Raw genomic sequence first — 15,599 nt, forward strand, 5'->3', positions numbered from 1 at the left:
GTACGGGTCCGTTCGGACCTGAAGGGCGCCGATCATATCCAGCCACGGCGGAGATTGGACCCCTTGCCTCCGTTTTTCTCCGGGGCCTCCCGGGCGCGACCCCCGCCCCGTTTGCGGGCGTTTCCGTTCGCCATTTATTTACAGGTGAAACACCTGCTAAAGTATTTGAGTGAGTGATGCATCTACCTTGTCGCGAAGGGCCCTGGTCCGCTCCCTCCCAGTGGCAGGCGCGCTGCGCCTCAACCGCCCCTCGGATCAATGGTTCAAACCCGCGACGAGCGTGGTGGCAGCGGCCGCCGTGCCGAATCTGGCGCTCCTCACGCTCGGGCGGCTCGACCTGATCATGTACACGATGGCCGGATCTCTCTGCGCCCTGTACGGCCACAGCCTTCCCTACGCCCGCCGCGCCCGGGTCGTGGCCCGAGTGGTGCTCGGCATGACCGCCGGCCTGGCCCTGTCCCTGGTCACCGCCTCGCTCACCGACGCGGTCGGCGTGCTTGTCCTCGTCGGCGCCCTGCTCGCGGCCGTCCAGAAGGCGCTCTGCGACGCCGGCCGGATCGGGCCGCCCGGCAACGTCATCTTCACCTTCGTCGCCACCGCCGCGCTGTTCGTCCCGCAGCGGCTCTCCGACGTCCCCGGCCACATCGCCCTCGCCCTGGGCGCGGGCGCCGTCTCCTGGCTGGTCACCGTCTCACCCGCCCTGCTCAGGCGGGAGGGCCCCGAGCGGCGCGCCACCGCCCGGGCCCTGGACGCCGCGGCCGCCTACGCGGCCGACCCCGGCCACCGCACCCGGCACGCCGCGGCGGCGGCCGTGCACGCCGGCCGTCGGACGCTGCTCGACGCCGGCCGCTCCACGCCCGTACGCGTGGAACTCGAACGCCTGCTTATCCACGCGGAGTCGGCCCTCGCCGCCACGACCCTCCGGAGGCCGGCGCACGCGGCGGACCCCGGCAGGCTGCGCGCCTGGGCCGCCCTGACCCGTGCCCGCGGCCCCGTCCCCGCCGTACCGCCCGTCCCCGGAGAGGACCGTGAACCGGCCGGCGTCCGAGCCGAGCGGTCCGTACGCGGAGAACGCCGCCGCGCCGCACGGCGGACGCTGCTGCTCGGCCTCGCCCCCGGCTCACCGCACATGCCGATCGCGGTCCGCACCCTCGTCGGCTGCGCGCTCGCCGGGTACGCCGCCGTGGCACTCGGCGTCGACCGGCCGTACTGGGCGATCGTCACCGCGTCGTCCGTCTTCCAGCTCAACGTCACGCTCAGCTGGCACCGGACCCTGCAGCGCACGCTGGGCAACCTGCTCGGCGTCCTGGCCTTCGCCGCCGTCGTCCCGCTGATCAGGACCGGGCCGGTTGCCCTGGTGCTGTGCCTGATGTGCTTCAGCTTCGCCGCCGAGGCGCTGATCACGCGCAACTACTGGCTCGGCTCTGTCGCCGTCACCCCCATGGCGCTGCTGCTCGTCGAATCGACCGGCACCCACCCCGCCGGCGGCCTGATCGGCGAGCGCGTACTGGACACCCTGACAGGAGCCGCCCTCGGCCTCCTCGCCGCGATCGCCGTCACCAACCGCAGGGCGGCGGGCCGCCTGGAGAAGGCCCTCGCCGCCACCGGACGAGCCCGCGCCGACGCCGAGCGCACGCTCGCCGACCCGGCGGCCGCGCCGCCCGCCCTCGACGGAGCCGGGCGCCGGCTGGCCGCCGAGCTCGTCGCGCTGCGCGAGGCCCAGGACGCCGCGGCGGGCGAATGGTGGCCTCGCGCCCTGCCCGAGGAGCGGGTGCTCGCGGCGGAGCAGGCGGCACACCGTACGCTCGCGGAAACAGCAGAGCGGCGGAGGCTGCCCGGACCGGGCTCCACCCCCGCCCCTTCGATCGGAGTGGTGTGACAGACGACGTCGTCGCCTCGGTGGTACGGCAGTGGCAGGCGGTCGATCCCGGCCTGGACACCGCGCCCATGGAGCTCATCGGACGCATCAACCGCTGCGCGGCGCTGCTGCAGCAGGCGGAGGACGCGCCGCTGCGCTCCGAGGGGCTGACCCGTGCCGAGTTCGACCTCCTCGGGGCGGTCCGGCGCAACGCCCGGGAACTGACTCCGGGCGAGCTCGCCCGCGAGACGTTCTCCTCCGGGGCGGCGGTCACGAAACGGCTGCGCGCCCTCCAGGAACGCGGCCTCGTCGACCGGCGCGGTGACGAGCGCGACCGCCGGGTCGCGCATGTACGGCTCACCGATGCCGGACAGGACCTCGTCGACCGGCTGCTGCCCCAGCAACTCGCCTACGAGAGCGCCGTGCTGTCCGGCCTCGACGAGAAGACCCGTATCCGCCTCGCCGCACACCTCGGCGAGCTCCTGGTGCAGCTCGAAGGCCGGCTCGGCGCCGCCCGGCCCTGACCCTTCCAGGCACGGCTCGCCGGGCTGCCCTGACCCTTCCAGGAACGGCCCGCCGGGCTGCCCTGTACCTTCCAGGCACGGCCCGCCGGGCCCTGACACGGGGGAGGGGCACCGGACCGCGACCGCCGCCCGCGGGCCGGTGCGGGTGAAGCGGCCGACGAGCCGCCGAGTCCTTAACCTGGAGGGGTGAACGTCGTGCGCCGGGCCGCCGCGCCCGCCCTGGCCCTCGGGCTCACGCTCGGCACCCTGCCCGCACATGCCGCGGGTGCCGTGCCGCGACTGTCCGCCACCGTCAGCGACGTCGCGCGGTCGGAACTCGGCGCGAGCCATGAACCGGGCTGCCCGGTCCCGCCGTCCCGGCTGCGGCTGATCACCATGAACCACTGGGGTTTCGACGGCCGGATCCACCGCGGGAAGCTGATCGTCCACCAGGACGCGGTCCGGCCGCTGCTGCGCGTCTTCGGCAGGATCTTCGACGAACGCTTCCCCATCCGCCGTATGCACGTCATGGCCGAGTTCGGCGGGGACGACGCCAGGGCCATGGCGGCGGACAACACCTCCGCGTACAACTGCCGCCGGGTGACAGGCGACGCCCGCCACCTGTCGCGCCACTCCTACGGCGACGCTGTCGACATCAACCCCGTCGAGAACCCGTATGTGGACCGCTCGGGCCAGGTGCATCCCCCGGCCGCCGAGGCCCACCTCGACCGCGACCGGCCCGCGAAGGGCACGATCACACCCGGCGACGCCGTCACCACGGCGATGAACGACGCCGGCTGGGAGTGGGGCGGCCAGTGGTCGCCCCCGGACTACCAGCACTTCTCCGCCGACGGCACCTGACCGGGCCGCGGGCGTCTTTGACCGCGACTGACCGCGACTGACCGCGACCGACCGCGACTGCAATCGCGTCACCGACCGCGTCACCGACCCCGACCGCGTCTTCCGGCTCGCGCCGGTCAGGAGCTGCGTGGGGCGACCACCAGGCCCGACTCGTAGGCCAGGACCACCAGTTGAGCGCGGTCGCGGGCGTGAAGCTTGGCCATGGCCCGGTTGACATGTGTCTTCGCGGTCAGCGGGCTGATCACCATGTGTTCGGCGATCTCGTCGTTGGAAAGGCCCTGAGCCACGAGGGCGACGGCCTCGCGCTCACGGTTGGTCAGTTCCTTCAACCCCGCTTCGCTGCCGGGGTTGAGCGGCTGGGTCACGTACCTGTCGATGAGTTTGCGGGTGATCGACGGTGCGAGGAGCGCGTCGCCGCGCGCGGCGACGCGGACGGAGTGAAGGAAGTCCTCCGGCCGGATGTCCTTGACGATGAACCCGGCGGCGCCGGCCCGCAGCGCGTTGAAGACGTATTCGTCGAAGCAGTAGTTGGTCAGGATGACGACGTGCACCCGGGCCAGGGCCGGATCCGCGGCGATGCGCCGGGTCGCCTCGATGCCGTCCATGACCGGCATCTGGACGTCGACGATCGCGACGTCGGGCAGATGCTCGCGGGCGCGGGCCAGCGCCTCGGCCCCGTCGGAGGCCTCGGCCACCACCTCGATGTCGTCCTCGGCCTCCAGCAGCGCGCGGAACCCGCTGCGCAGGAGCGGCTGGTCGTCGACCAGCAGGACCCGGATCACGAGGTCCGGTCCACGGGAATCTCGGCCTGGACGGTGAAGCCGCCCTCCCCGCGCGGCTCGGCCCGCAGCCGGCCGCCGAGGGCCGTGACCCGTTCGCGCATCCCGAGCAGCCCGACACCGAAAGCCTGAGCGGGGCCCGGCGTGGCGCTGCCGTCGTCATCGACCCGGATCGCGAGGACGTCCGGGCCGTAGCCGATCCGGACCGACGCGGTCGCGCCCGCCGCGTGGCGGGCGATGTTGGTGAGCGACTCCTGAACGATCCGGTAGGCGGTCCGGTCCACCGCGGCCGGAACGTCGTGCCGTTGCCCCTCGATCGTCAGCGTCGCCTCCAGACCCGTCGTACGGGCACGTTCCACCAGGTCCGGAACGTGGGCGAGGCCATGCGACGGCGCCTTGCGGTCGTCACGCAGCGCCTCCAGGGTCGCCCGCAGCTCCCGGGCCGCCTCACCACCGGCCTGCCGGATCGCCAGCAGCGACTCCGGCACGACCTCGCCGCGCTTGCGGGCCAGATGGACGGCGACCTCGGCCTGCACCTTGATGACCGAGATCTGGTGGGTGAGTGAGTCGTGCAACTCCCGCGCGATGTGCAGCCGTTCCTCGTCCGCGCGGTGCCGCGCGGCCTCCTCGCGGGTGCGCTCGGCCTCGTCCGCCCGCCGCTCGGCCTGCCGAAGGGCTTCCCCCGCGGCACCGGCGGCGACCAGCCAGGCGATCTCGAGTGCGCCCCGGGCCTGCGCGAACGCCTCGCCCGTGTCGTGCAGACCCGATGCCAGGGCCGCGAGCGGGAGCGAGGCCAGCAGGGCCACGCTCGCCACCACCGTGACGACGCGGTGCCCCGCCCGCACGGCCGCGTACACCGCGAACAGATACGCGACGGCGGGCACGTCGAAACCGGCCGCCTGGTGGCCCGCCGCGCACAGCCCGGTGACGGCCAGGACGGCAACCGGAGCACGACGGCGTGCGGCCAACGCCAGCCCGCCGCCCGTCAGAAGCGCGTAGCCGAGCAGGTCGAGGCGCGTCGCCGTGTGCTGCGCCGACAGTCCGGAGACCAGCAGCGTCGCCGCCACGCAGGCGGCGATTGCCCAGTTCATGACATCGGCCCGGATCCCGGACCGTCCTGTACTCATGCGCGCACCTTAGCCAGATGCCGGCGTGGGCGAGTCCTCCGCGCGGACGACCGCCCGCGGTGACGCGGTTCCCGTACGCACGGCGGGCCTTGCCCCGGGTGTGGTCGGTCGAGGCCCGCTCGTGGATCGGGTTCGCCACCGAGGGCACCTTCCCCGGGCCCGCGGTCGGAGGCCGCCCTTGAACTTCTTCACGGTGAGGTGGGCGGAGGACTGCGACCAGGCCCGCGGGACCTGCCGGCCCGCATGCTCGGCGCAGCCGGCGGCCCCGAGGCCGGCTACCGCACACGCGGTACATCGGCGGTTTCCTGCGGCGTCCGCGGCAGCGCCGATTGACTGCGTCCGCCGGACGACCGGCGGTGGGTCCGGAAGCCATGATCGGGCGACGTCGGGTCGTGAGAACGACGTCGAGTAGTAGGCAACGACGTCCAGTCGTAGGAGTGAGGAGCACCTCATGAGAATCCGCTGTGCGCCTGTCGTGGCCGGGGCCGCCCTGATCGGAGGTCTCGGGCTCGCCGCACCGGCGGCCGCGCACGCGTCGGCCGGGCCGGCCGTCGCTGCCGTCCACACCATGAGCGCCGGGCGGCTCTGGGCCCTCGCGGCGGGCCTGTTGGCCCTGATCGGCGCAGTCGTCGGCGGGCTGGCTCTGGCTCCCGCGACCGGCCGCACCGGCCGCATCGGCACCCGGTGGTCGGGACGGAACGGGGCCAGAGTGGCCCTGGTGGCGGCGCCGGCCGGCATCGTCCTCGGCGGCGTGGTCGTGGCCACCTCCTCCGGCGGTGTCGGCACCGGCAACGGGCTGGGCGGAGCCGTCGTGGCCCTGGTGCTGGGGCTGGTCGGCACTGTCCTGGGCGGGCTCGCCCTCGCCCGCTCCCGTCGCACCGGCTGAGGTCCGCCGGCCGCGAACGGCGGAGGCCTCGCGGCCCGGCGAGTGCCGGGCCGCGAGGCACCGCCACGTCTGACGTGCGCGGACCGGGGTACGTGAGCGGGACCACCACCCCAGCGACTCGAGGAGCCGATATGCCGTCAGCGACCGACGACGTCGTCGAGCTGATCCTGCGGGACCACCGCAGGATGGAGGAACTCTTCCGAACGATGCGCAGTGCCGAAGCCGACCGCGCCGCCGCACTGCGCGAGTTCTCCGCCCTTCTCGTCGCCCACTCGGAGGCCGAGGAGGACGAGGTCTACCCCGCTCTGCGCCGCTACAAGAACGTGGACGGGGACGACGTCGACCACGGTGTCCACGAGCACGAGGAGGCCAACGAGGCACTGCTCGCACTGCTCGAGGTGAAGGACACCGGTTCCGAGGAGTGGGAGGAGAAGTTCGAAGCGCTCGTCACATCGGTCAACCACCATGTGGACGAGGAGGAACGGACGCTGCTGGGCGACACGCGCGAGAACGTCGCAGAGGACCGGCGGGCCGAGCTCGGCCAGGCGTTTCGCGAGGCACGAGCCAAGCACCTGGACGCCGACTGCGGCAGCGTCGGCCACGTACGCGAACTGATCACCTGACGCACCGGGTTCGGCGGTCCGCACCGCCCGGGCCCGTCCGGTGAAAGCCCGCAGGCGGGGCATACGGCCTGCATGAGTGATCTTGTCGCAGCAGCCAAGGGCGGTGACCGCCGGATATGACCGCTCCCTTCAGGCGCCCGGCACGCGGGCAGCGGAAACAGGCTTTCAGTGTCCGGCAGTTGGTTCTCTTCTTCGGTCTCGTCGCCGTCGTCCTGTCCGCGGTGGGGCTCACACTGAAGGTGGTCGTCAGGGCGGCGGAGCAGCGGCCCGCGGCGGCGGTCGCCGCCGTGGCCGTGCTCGTCCTGGCAGCGGCCGGACTGCGCAGCGCCCGCCGTCGCCGCGCGGCCGGCCGGCTCGTCGGCGGCCTCTCGGACCTCACGCGGCACGCCGCAGGGCATTCCGCCGCCACGACCACGGTGGAACAGGGGCGGACGACTGCCCCGGTGCCCGAGGCCGAGGAGGTTCCCGGGGCGTTCGAAGCGGACGACCTCGCGGCCATGGACCCCGACGGCTTCGAGCAGGCGGTCGCCGCGCTGTGCGAACGCGACGGCTGCCGGGACGTCCAGGTCGTCGGAGGCGCGGGCGATCTGGGCGCCGACGTGATCGCCACCACGCCCGACGGGAGGCGTGTCGTCATGCAGTGCAAGCGCTACGGCCCCATGAACAAGGTCGGGTCCCAGGAAGTGCAGCGGTTCGGCGGCACATGCTTCGCCGTGCACGGGGCCGATGTGGCGGCCGTCGTGACCACGGGCGAGTTCACACAGCCGGCGGCGGAGTACGCCGCGCAGTGCGGAATCCGGTGCTTCGACCACCGCGGCCTCGTCGCCTGGACCGAAGGCGGCGGGCCCGCCCCGTGGGAGGCCGAAACGGCCTTGCCGTCCGCCGGCCCCGGTCACGGACAGGGAACGCGGGACGGCATCGACGGCGGTTGACGCGACGCGTGCCGTCCGCCGCCGCGGGCAAACGGCAGAAGAACCACAACTCTGGAGTACCCATGATGATCGTAGGAATCATTGCCGTATGTGTCGTCCTCGCCGTGCTGGCGTTCCTCGTGCCGCGCCTGTCGCGCCACCCCGAGCGCGGCACGCAGCGCACCCTCGGCCTCGGAGCGCGTGCGGGCGGAAAGGCCCCCGGTTTCCTCGGGCGTATATTCAGCAAACCGTTCCGCAGCAGCTCCGGTGCCGTGAGCCGCAGCGGTTCCGCCGGCCGCCGTGCCCGCGGACGCATGCCCTTCTAGAACGAGGTGACGACGAACGTGTTCACCACCCGGCCGACGCTCCAGGGCACCTTCGGAATGGTGTCCTCCACGCACTGGCTCGCCTCCCAGTCGGCGATGGCCGTCCTCGAACGGGACGGCAACGCCTATGACGCCGCCGTCGCCGCCGGGTTCGTGCTCCACGTCGTCGAACCGCATCTGTGCGGACCCGCGGGCGAGGTCCCGGTGATCGTCGCACCGGCCGGCGGCGAGGTGCGCGTGCTGTGCGGCCAGGGCGTCGCGCCCGCCGGGGCCACCATCGGGCACTACCGCTCGCTGGGTCTCGAACTCGTCCCCGGCACCGGGCCGTTGGCCGCCGCCGTACCGGGCGCCTTCGACGCGTGGATGGTCCTGCTGCGCGACCACGGCACCAAGTCGCTCGCCGAGGTGCTCTCCTACGCCGTCGGCTACGCCGAGCACGGGCACCCTCCCGTCGAGCGGCTCTGCGAGACGGTGGAGACCGTGCGCCTACTCTTCGAGACCGAGTGGACCTCGTCCGCGGAGGTGTACCTTTCCGGCGGCCGCGCCCCGGTCCCCGGTGAGCCGCTGCGCAACCCGGCGCTCGCAGCCACCTGGCGGCGGCTGATCGCGGAGGCGGAAGCGGCGGCGCCCGACCGGATCGGACAGATCGAGGCCGCCCGGCAGGTGTGGCGTACCGGCTTCGTCGCCCGGGCGCTCCTCCGCCAGTCCGACCGCCCCACCATGGACACCAGCGGCGAACGCCACACCGGCACCCTCGCCGCCGCGGACCTGGCCGGCTGGTCGGCCACGTACGAGGCACCCGTGACCTACGACTGGAACGGCTGGACCCTGTGCAAGGCCGGTGCCTGGAGCCAGGGGCCGGCCTTCCTGCAGCAGCTCGCGCTGCTGCCGCCGGAACTGCCCGCGTACGGCTCCGCCGACTACGTCCACCTCCTCGTAGAGGGCTGCAAACTGGCCATGGCGGACCGGGAGGCCTGGTACGGCGACGCCGCCGCCGTACCCCTCGACGACCTGCTGTCAGAGCCGTACAACGCGGCCCGCCGCGCGCTCATCGGCGACAAGGCCTCGTACGAACTGCGCCCCGGCAGCCCCGGCGGCCGCACCCCTGTGCTGAGCCCCCGTGCCGCGGACGTCGTCACCGGCGAACCCGTCCCCGGCCCCATGGGGGCGGGGGAGCCCACCGTGGCACGGGACGGCGCCGTGCGGGGCGACACCTGCCACGTCGACGTCGTCGACCGGTGGGGCAACATGGTCGCGGCCACCCCCAGCGGTGGCTGGCTCCAGTCCAACCCCGTCGTACCCGAACTGGGCTTCCCGCTCGGCACCCGGCTGCAGATGACATGGCTCGAACCCGGCCTGCCGAACTCACTCACCCCTGGCCGCCGCCCCCGCACCACCTTGACCCCCTCCCTGGCACTGCGCGACGGCGTGCCCGTGATGGCCTTCGGCACGCCCGGCGGCGACCAGCAGGACCAGTGGCAGCTCCACTTCTTCCTCGCCGTCGCCCTGCGCGGCAGCGTCCGCGGCGGATACGACCTCCAGGGCGCGGTCGACGCCCCCAACTGGCACAACGACGCCTTCCCCGGGTCGTTCTACCCGCGCGGCATGCGGCCCGGCAGCGTCACCGTCGAGTCCCGTATGGACGGTGACGTCGTGGCCGCGCTGCGTGACCGCGGACACGACGTCACCGTCGGCGGGCCCTGGTCGGAGGGCCGGCTCTGCGCCGTCGCCCGGGACCCGCGGACGGGCGTCCTCTCCGCCGCGGCGAACCCCAGGGGAATGCAGGGTTACGCGGTGGGACGCTGAGCGCATCCCGCGATGTCAGCCGGACGTGATTGTCTGGAGGCATGATCGATGACTTTCTGACCGGTGACCTGTCCGACGTCGAGGAGGCCCTCCGCAAGGCGGCGGCCGCCGAGATCATGCCGCGCTACCGCAGGCTCGCCGCGCACGAGGTCGACGAGAAGACCGGCCCGCACGACCTCGTCACGATCGCCGACCGCAATGCTGAGGAGCACCTCACCGCATCGCTGACCGCGCTGCTGCCGGGCTCCGTCGTCGTGGGGGAGGAGTCCGTCCACGCGGATCCCGCAGTGGCCGACGCGCTGCACGGCGAAGCGCCCGTGTGGATCGTCGACCCGGTCGACGGCACCCGGCAGTTCGTGCGGGGCGAGCCCGGCTTCTGCACGCTCGTCGCGCTCGCCCTGCGCGGCGAGGTACTGGCGTCCTGGACGTACGCGCCGGTGCTGGAGGAGCTCGCTGTCGCGGTCCGCGGCGAGGGCGCCCGCCTGGGCGGCGCGCCGCTGCGCTCCGGTTCACCCGCCGCCGGCGCGGCGCTGAGGGTCGCGATGTCCCACCCGGACTACACCACGCCGGAGCAGAAGCGCGCGCTCCTCGGCCTCGACGTCCCGGGCGTCGAGGCCCGGCCGTGCGGCTCCGCGGGCCTCGAGTACCTTGACGTGGCGCGCGGTGACCTGGACGCGGTGGCGTTCTCCTGGGACCTTCCCTGGGACCACGCGGCGGGCCTGCTGCTGGTGACGGAGGCGGGCGGCGCCCATCTCACCGTCACGGGCGAGCCGTTCCGAATCGCCGGCCCCAACACGCTGCCGTTCACGGCCGCGCGCGACGAGGCCACGGCCCGCACGATCCGGGAACTGCTGATCTGACGGCTCCGCGAGGGCCCGGGAGGAGCCGGACGGCGTCGGAGGGCCGGACGGCAGACGGGCACGGGGGAGCCGGACGGCGGCGGGGCGGGTGCCGCCGCCGGCGGATCACTCGCCCGGGGCCGCGTTCCGGGCGATGCGCGTCATGGCGTGTACGGGGCGTCGCTGTGGTGGAGTTCGACCATGGCGGGCTCCGTCACCCGGTAGACGGCGGTCCGCCTGAGCGTGACCACGGCCGCCGGATCGGAGTCACGCCGGGTGAGGTAGACGACGGTCGCCTGCCGCGCCGGCGCCGACGAGATGTCGATCGAAACCACAGGTGTGCGGTCGCCGAGCGAGGCCGCGGCGGCCGGCTCCGGCGTGCCGGCGTCGTTGCGCCATGTGACGAGGCCGTAGAACCTGCCGGTGCCCCCGGTGCTGACCTTGATGACGCCCACGGCGTCGGCCGCCGCGTCCCCCGTCATGTCGCCGATGCCGCACTGCGGTTGCAGTTCGATCAGCACACCGTCGCCTTCCCAGCGTCCGTCCGTGAGGGCGATCGTCCCCTCCGGTGCGTCGGGCAGCCGCAGAGAGGAGTTCTGCAGCTCGGCGTTCCGCAGCTGATCACAGGTCAGAGCGCTCGAACGGCCGCCCGGCTTCCCGGAGGCATCCGGCGACGGCTTGGCCGATTCCTTTCCGCGCCCCTTGCCCGAGTCCCCACCGGGTGCGTCGGACGAAGCGGCGGGCTCAGGCGACTTCGATGCCGAACTGTTCCCGCCGTCGGCCCGTTCCTGACACCCCACCGTGGCCGAAGCCAGGGCGAAGGCGGCGATCAGCCACGTCGCCCGTCTCGACAGCCTCCTGGTTCCGTTCATCGAAGGTCCCCCCTTTGTCCGCTTCGCCGGGCCGCAGGCGCGGTCGGCACCGTCGAAGACGCGCCACTTTGCACCACGGTTGCGGCTCCCGGGCGAGCGGCTGCGTCGGGCGGCTGCCGGGCGAGCGGCTGCGTCGGGCGGATGCGTGGGGCGGATGCGTGGGGCGGCTGCGGCGGGCGGTTGGCGGTGGCCGGTCACGCCAGCCGCGCCCGTACCTCCCGGACCAGCTCGCCGGCGTCCGCCACCGCCGCCGCGTCCAGACCGCCGAGCGTCGCCGACACCCGGGCCGTGAAGTCCGCGGGCACTCCCGGCAGCGCAGCGGCCGCGGCCAGCGCGCCCTTCTCGTTCAGGCACCACACCCGATGGTGGGCGTGCAGCGCCTGCGCCAGCACTCCGAACGCCCGTGACAGGCACAGCGACACATGCAGGGTGTCCCCGGCCCCGACCGACTTGGCCGCCGCGGCCACAGAGAACTCCGCCTCCCAGGCGGCCCCGACCAGCGCACGCCGCAACGGCTCCGGGTACCGACGCGTGCGTTCCCGCAGCGCCGTCAACTCGCCCGCAGGGTCGGCCAGTACCCGGCACAGCGCCACCTCGCCCGCGTACGCCGGGGACCAGAACCCCAGCGGATGACCGGGCTGCGTCCCCGTCTCGTACCGCCCGTCCAGGCAGTCCGCCCAGACCCGCTCGACGCGGTCCAGGTCGCGCAGGATCCAGTCCACCGGCACACCGTCGAGCGACAGCCACGCACCGCCGTTGACCCACGGCCCCCATCCGCCGGGCCCCGCGACCTCCACCGGTCCGCCGGTCACCTCCGCCGCCAGTGCGGCCAGCGCGGAGACATCCACCTCGCCCCGGTAGTAGAGGCCCAGGTCCCAGTCGGAGTCCGGCCTGTGCGTGCCCCGTGCCCGACTGCCGCCGAGCGCGACCGCGCGCACGCCTGGCACGCGCGCGAGCCGCTCCGCCATGGATTCGATCGTGTCGTTCATCGCGACCGGACAGTACCGGGCCACGCGATGTCATCGCCCGGGAATATCCTTGGGTCCCCTGGCCGTCGGCTGACAAAGGAGTCCGAAGGTGCCGTCGATGCTCGATGCCGTCGTCGTGGGGGCGGGCCCCAACGGGCTGACCGCCGCGGTCGAACTGGCCCGCCGAGGCTTCTCGGTCGCCGTCCACGAGGCCATGGACACCGTCGGAGGCGGTGCACGGACCGAGGAGCTCACCCTCCCCGGCTTCCGCCACGACCCCTGTTCCGCCGTCCATCCGCTGGGCATCGGCTCGCCCGCCTTCGCCGACCTGCCCCTCGCCCGGCACGGCCTCGAGTGGCTGCATCCCGAACTGCCGCTCGCCCACCCGTTTCCCGACGGGAGCGCCGCGGTGCTCAGCCGTTCGGTCGGCGAGAGCGCCATGTCCTTCGGCGCGGCCGACGCCGGCGCGTACCGCAGACTCGTCGCGCCCTACCTCGGCCACTGGGACGACCTCGCCGCGGACTTCCTGCGCACTCCCTGGGACGGCCTGCCCCGCGACCCCTACCGATACGTCCGCTTCGGCCTCGACGCCATCCGGCCCGCGAGCATGCTGGCGCGCCGTTTCCACGGCGAGAAGGCCAAGGGCCTGCTCGCCGGGCTCGCCGCGCACGCCATCGCCCCCACCAGCGGCCTGGCCACCGGCGGCATCGCCCTCCTCTTCGCGCTCGCCGCGCACGAGGTCGGCTGGCCCGTCCCACGGGGCGGCTCGCAGTCGATCTCCGACGCCCTCGCCTCCTGCCTGCGGGAACACGGCGGCACCATCCACACCGGCACCACCGTCAAGCGGCTCGACGAGCTGCCCCCGGCCCGGTCGTACATCTTCGACACCTCACCGACCGCGCTCGCCCGGATCGCCGGCCTCGGCCAGGCGTACTGGCGTTACAAGTACGGCGCGTCCGCCTTCAAGCTCGACTACGCGCTGTCGGGTCCGATGCCCTGGACGGCCAAGGAGGCCCGGTCCGCCGGGACCGTGCACATCGGCCCCACCGCCGCCGAGATCGAGAGCGCGCTCGCCGCGGCGGTCTCCGGCCGCGCTCCCGAGGCCCCCTTCCTCATCACCGCCCAGCCGAGCGTGATCGATCCGTCCAGAGCACCGGAGGGCAAGCACGTCCTGTGGGCGTACGGCCATGTGCCGGCCGGCTGGGAGGGTGACGCGACCGAGGCCGTCGAACGCCAACTGGAGCGCTTCGCACCCGGCTTCCGCGATCTGGTCCTGGCCCGGGCCGTCGCCGGCCCACCCCAACTCGCCGCGCGCAACGCCAACTACGTCGGCGGCGACATCGCCTGCGGCGCGTTCGCCGGCCTCCAGACGGTCATCCGCCCGAGGCTCGCACGCGTCCCCTACGCCACCGCCCACCCCGCGGTCTTCATCTGCTCCTCCGCGACCCCGCCGGGCCCGGGCGTCCACGGCATGTCCGGCCACCACGCGGCGAAGGCGGTGTGGCGCCACCTGCGCCGGCGCTGATCCGGACCGGAACGGGCTGGTCAGCGCGGCGGGCGGTGGACGGTCAACCGGGAGACACGTCGTACGCGGAGACGTGGCGCGGACTCTGGGAGCGACTGGCGGCCCACATCGACTCGACACCGGGCAGTGAGCTCGAACGGCAGCGTCGAGTGAGTGTGCTGCGCGGCCACACCGTCGACGCCACCCATCCGCCGACGCACCTGCGGCGCGCCTGCCTGCTCACCGGTGAGCCGCTCGCGGCGCGCGTCGAGCCCGACGACGCGCGCCTCGCCGCGGTCGCCGACGAGCCGGCTGGGCCGCGTGAGCGGATCGCGCGCCTGATCGTGCAGGGCGGGCGACGGGAGGAATGATGGAGCCCATGAAGCAGACCGCACCGACCATCACCCTCGTCCGCGGTGACATCACCGAGCAGGACGCCGACGCGATCGTCAACGCGGCCAACTCCTCCCTGCTCGGCGGCGGCGGGGTCGACGGTGCCATTCACCGCAGGGGCGGACCCGAGATCCTCGCGGAGTGCCGGGCCCTGCGCGCCTCCCACTACGGCAAGGGGCTGGCCACCGGACAGGCCGTCGCCACCACTGCCGGGCGGCTCGACGCGGCGCACGTCATCCACACCGTCGGCCCGGTCCACAGCACATCGGAGGACCGCTCCGAGCTGCTGGCCTCCTGCTACCGGGAGTCGTTGCGCGTCGCGGCCGAACTCGGGGCGCGGACCGTGGCGTTCCCCGCGATCTCGACCGGCGTCTACGGCTGGCCCATCGACGACGGCGCCCGGATCGCGGTCCGCACGGCCTTGGAGGCGGCGCGCGAGCCGGTCACCGAGGTGCGTTTCGTCCTGTTCGACGAGACGGCGTACGCGGCCTTCGAGACCGCTCTCGCGTCCAGCACCTGACCTGGACGGCCCTCACCCGGGCCCGGCCGCCGGGACCGCATGCCCGCGCACCGGTCCGTGCGGTCGGTCCCGTCCGACGCCTCGCCCCGTCCGTCGCGAGCATGTCCGAGGCGGTCAATGAGCCCCGACACGCTCGGCGACCTCCGCCGGAAGCGGATACACCCGCTCCGGCGGAAGCAGCGCACGAGCCGCGCCGAGGTCCCCGTCCGCCACCGTCCCGCGGACCTCGCGGGCCAGAGCCGTCACGTCACGGACTCCGGTGATCCACTCGTCCACGTACAGTTCGACGGCCGGCCCCGACAACCCGATCTGGATCGCCCGGTGCGGCAGCGGGTTCAGCCCGAGATCCCGCTCCGGGTCCCACTGGACCCGCACCGGACTGGACTTCAGCGCGGCGCGCCACTTGGCCCCGGTGGCGAAACGGGACCGGTCGAAGTGGCTCGGGCAGGAGTGGGAGAGCGCCCACTCGAACCCCCGCCGGGTGATGTCGATCGCCAGAACGCGTTCCTGGCCGGGCTTCGCGCCCCAGCCGCAGCGGTACATCATCCACAGGAACGACGGCTTGATCCACGTCATCCGGCCGCGCTTGAACGGGTCGACGAAAGTCCCGGCCTCGAGCGCGGGGTCCGCGATCGACGCGGCGTACGCCTGGTACACGGTGATCGTCTCGTCCGTGAAGACCGCACGGACCTCGTGCGTGGGGCTCTGCGACATGGAGCGAACCCAACCAGCACCCGAGGAGACATGGAACTGGTTTTCGCCCTGGCAGTGCGAGGCTGATGTCGGATTCCCGCCAGCCCTCGCGGGGCGAAGGCATCATTCT

At 73.5% G+C, this 15,599-nt stretch carries 17 protein-coding genes; 12 read left to right on the top strand and 5 right to left on the bottom strand.

All coding sequences use genetic code 11. From position 1 onward, the window contains the following. The first annotated feature begins 169 nt into the window (after positions 1-169). The 3 genes from ACFYV1_RS03775 (at position 170) to ACFYV1_RS03785 (ending at position 3,222) form a co-directional block, all read left to right on the top strand. Positions 170-1,879, top strand: coding sequence for an FUSC family protein (locus ACFYV1_RS03775; protein WP_389393709.1), 1,710 nt, complete (start codon positions 170-172; stop codon positions 1,877-1,879). Next, a complete protein-coding gene (locus ACFYV1_RS03780; protein ID WP_389393710.1) occupies positions 1,876-2,382 on the top strand; it encodes a MarR family winged helix-turn-helix transcriptional regulator in 507 nt (168 codons plus the stop codon). The genes ACFYV1_RS03775 and ACFYV1_RS03780 overlap by 4 nt, the downstream gene beginning before the upstream one ends. A 186-nt stretch (positions 2,383-2,568) precedes the next feature. Next, entirely contained in the window at positions 2,569-3,222 is a 654-nt protein-coding gene (locus ACFYV1_RS03785) for a M15 family metallopeptidase (RefSeq protein ID WP_389393711.1), read from the top strand. 116 nt (positions 3,223-3,338) lie between these two features. Here ACFYV1_RS03785 and ACFYV1_RS03790 read toward each other — a convergent pair whose 3' ends face one another. Both ACFYV1_RS03790 and ACFYV1_RS03795 read right to left on the bottom strand, forming a co-directional pair. Beyond that, positions 3,339-4,004: a response regulator gene (locus ACFYV1_RS03790; RefSeq protein WP_389393712.1), complete on the bottom strand. Its 666-nt coding sequence runs from the start codon at positions 4,002-4,004 to the stop codon at positions 3,339-3,341. After that, entirely contained in the window at positions 4,001-5,128 is a 1,128-nt protein-coding gene (locus ACFYV1_RS03795) for a sensor histidine kinase (protein WP_389393713.1), read from the bottom strand. The genes ACFYV1_RS03790 and ACFYV1_RS03795 overlap by 4 nt, the downstream gene beginning before the upstream one ends. Before the next feature lie 451 nt (positions 5,129-5,579). On the opposite strand from ACFYV1_RS03795, the gene ACFYV1_RS03800 reads away from it, so the two are divergent. The 6 genes from ACFYV1_RS03800 (at position 5,580) to ACFYV1_RS03825 (ending at position 10,540) form a co-directional block, all read left to right on the top strand. Continuing rightward, complete coding sequence (locus tag ACFYV1_RS03800) at positions 5,580-6,014, top strand: DUF6223 family protein (protein WP_389393714.1); 435 nt, start codon at positions 5,580-5,582, stop codon at positions 6,012-6,014. Positions 6,015-6,145: 131 nt separating this feature from the next. Continuing rightward, the gene (locus tag ACFYV1_RS03805) at positions 6,146-6,637 is read left to right on the top strand and encodes a hemerythrin domain-containing protein (protein WP_389393715.1); all 492 of its coding nucleotides are present in this window, start codon (positions 6,146-6,148) and stop codon (positions 6,635-6,637) included. A 179-nt stretch (positions 6,638-6,816) separates the two neighbouring features. Then, positions 6,817-7,569 carry a restriction endonuclease gene (locus ACFYV1_RS03810; RefSeq protein ID WP_389393716.1) on the top strand — a complete coding sequence of 251 codons (753 nt, stop codon included), beginning with the start codon at positions 6,817-6,819 and terminating at the stop codon, positions 7,567-7,569. 62 nt (positions 7,570-7,631) lie between these two features. Further along, positions 7,632-7,874, top strand: coding sequence for a DUF6411 family protein (locus ACFYV1_RS03815; RefSeq protein WP_389393717.1), 243 nt, complete (start codon positions 7,632-7,634; stop codon positions 7,872-7,874). An 18-nt stretch (positions 7,875-7,892) separates the two neighbouring features. Next, positions 7,893-9,680, top strand: a complete 1,788-nt coding sequence (locus ACFYV1_RS03820) for a gamma-glutamyltransferase family protein (protein WP_389394564.1) — start codon at positions 7,893-7,895, stop codon at positions 9,678-9,680. Positions 9,681-9,721: 41 nt separating this feature from the next. After that, positions 9,722-10,540, top strand: coding sequence for an inositol monophosphatase family protein (locus ACFYV1_RS03825; protein ID WP_389393718.1), 819 nt, complete (start codon positions 9,722-9,724; stop codon positions 10,538-10,540). Between the two features lie 140 nt (positions 10,541-10,680). Here the strand turns inward: ACFYV1_RS03825 and ACFYV1_RS03830 are convergent, their stop codons facing one another. After that, positions 10,681-11,391, bottom strand: coding sequence for a hypothetical protein (locus tag ACFYV1_RS03830; RefSeq protein ID WP_389393719.1), 711 nt, complete (start codon positions 11,389-11,391; stop codon positions 10,681-10,683). Between the two features lie 194 nt (positions 11,392-11,585). Next, positions 11,586-12,380 carry a nucleotidyltransferase domain-containing protein gene (locus ACFYV1_RS03835; RefSeq protein WP_389393720.1) on the bottom strand — a complete coding sequence of 265 codons (795 nt, stop codon included), beginning with the start codon at positions 12,378-12,380 and terminating at the stop codon, positions 11,586-11,588. Between the two features lie 88 nt (positions 12,381-12,468). Here ACFYV1_RS03835 and ACFYV1_RS03840 point away from each other — a divergent pair, with 88 nt between their 5' ends. The 3 genes from ACFYV1_RS03840 to ACFYV1_RS03850 are packed head-to-tail and all read left to right on the top strand — an operon-like array spanning position 12,469 to position 14,776. Beyond that, positions 12,469-13,884 (top strand): phytoene desaturase family protein, encoded by a 1,416-nt coding sequence (locus ACFYV1_RS03840; RefSeq protein WP_389393721.1) that lies wholly within the window; start codon positions 12,469-12,471, stop codon positions 13,882-13,884. A gap of 35 nt (positions 13,885-13,919) precedes the next feature. Further along, complete coding sequence (locus ACFYV1_RS03845) at positions 13,920-14,234, top strand: hypothetical protein (RefSeq protein WP_389393722.1); 315 nt, start codon at positions 13,920-13,922, stop codon at positions 14,232-14,234. A gap of 8 nt (positions 14,235-14,242) precedes the next feature. After that, positions 14,243-14,776 (top strand): O-acetyl-ADP-ribose deacetylase, encoded by a 534-nt coding sequence (locus ACFYV1_RS03850; RefSeq protein WP_389393723.1) that lies wholly within the window; start codon positions 14,243-14,245, stop codon positions 14,774-14,776. 114 nt (positions 14,777-14,890) lie between these two features. Here the strand turns inward: ACFYV1_RS03850 and ACFYV1_RS03855 are convergent, their stop codons facing one another. Then, a complete protein-coding gene (locus ACFYV1_RS03855) occupies positions 14,891-15,490 on the bottom strand; it encodes a DUF4291 domain-containing protein (protein WP_389393724.1) in 600 nt (199 codons plus the stop codon). Positions 15,491-15,599: the final 109 nt, after the last annotated feature.

The sequence above is a fragment of the Streptomyces sp. NPDC003023 genome (assembly GCF_042888225.1).
Lineage (GTDB): Bacteria > Actinomycetota > Actinomycetes > Streptomycetales > Streptomycetaceae > Streptomyces.

Excerpts from the sequence above, each read along its gene's own strand:
- ACFYV1_RS03815 (WP_389393717.1), top strand. The coding sequence starts at position 7,632 with ATGATGATCGTAGGAATCATTGCCGTATGTGTCGTCCTCGCCGTGCTG.
- ACFYV1_RS03850 (WP_389393723.1), top strand. The coding sequence starts at position 14,243 with ATGAAGCAGACCGCACCGACCATCACCCTCGTCCGCGGTGACATCACC.
- ACFYV1_RS03835 (WP_389393720.1), bottom strand. The coding sequence starts at position 12,380 with ATGAACGACACGATCGAATCCATGGCGGAGCGGCTCGCGCGCGTGCCA.
- ACFYV1_RS03825 (WP_389393718.1), top strand. The coding sequence starts at position 9,722 with ATGATCGATGACTTTCTGACCGGTGACCTGTCCGACGTCGAGGAGGCC.
- ACFYV1_RS03805 (WP_389393715.1), top strand. The coding sequence starts at position 6,146 with ATGCCGTCAGCGACCGACGACGTCGTCGAGCTGATCCTGCGGGACCAC.
- ACFYV1_RS03830 (WP_389393719.1), bottom strand. The coding sequence starts at position 11,391 with ATGAACGGAACCAGGAGGCTGTCGAGACGGGCGACGTGGCTGATCGCC.
- ACFYV1_RS03855 (WP_389393724.1), bottom strand. The coding sequence starts at position 15,490 with ATGTCGCAGAGCCCCACGCACGAGGTCCGTGCGGTCTTCACGGACGAG.
- ACFYV1_RS03800 (WP_389393714.1), top strand. The coding sequence starts at position 5,580 with ATGAGAATCCGCTGTGCGCCTGTCGTGGCCGGGGCCGCCCTGATCGGA.
- ACFYV1_RS03795 (WP_389393713.1), bottom strand. The coding sequence starts at position 5,128 with ATGAGTACAGGACGGTCCGGGATCCGGGCCGATGTCATGAACTGGGCA.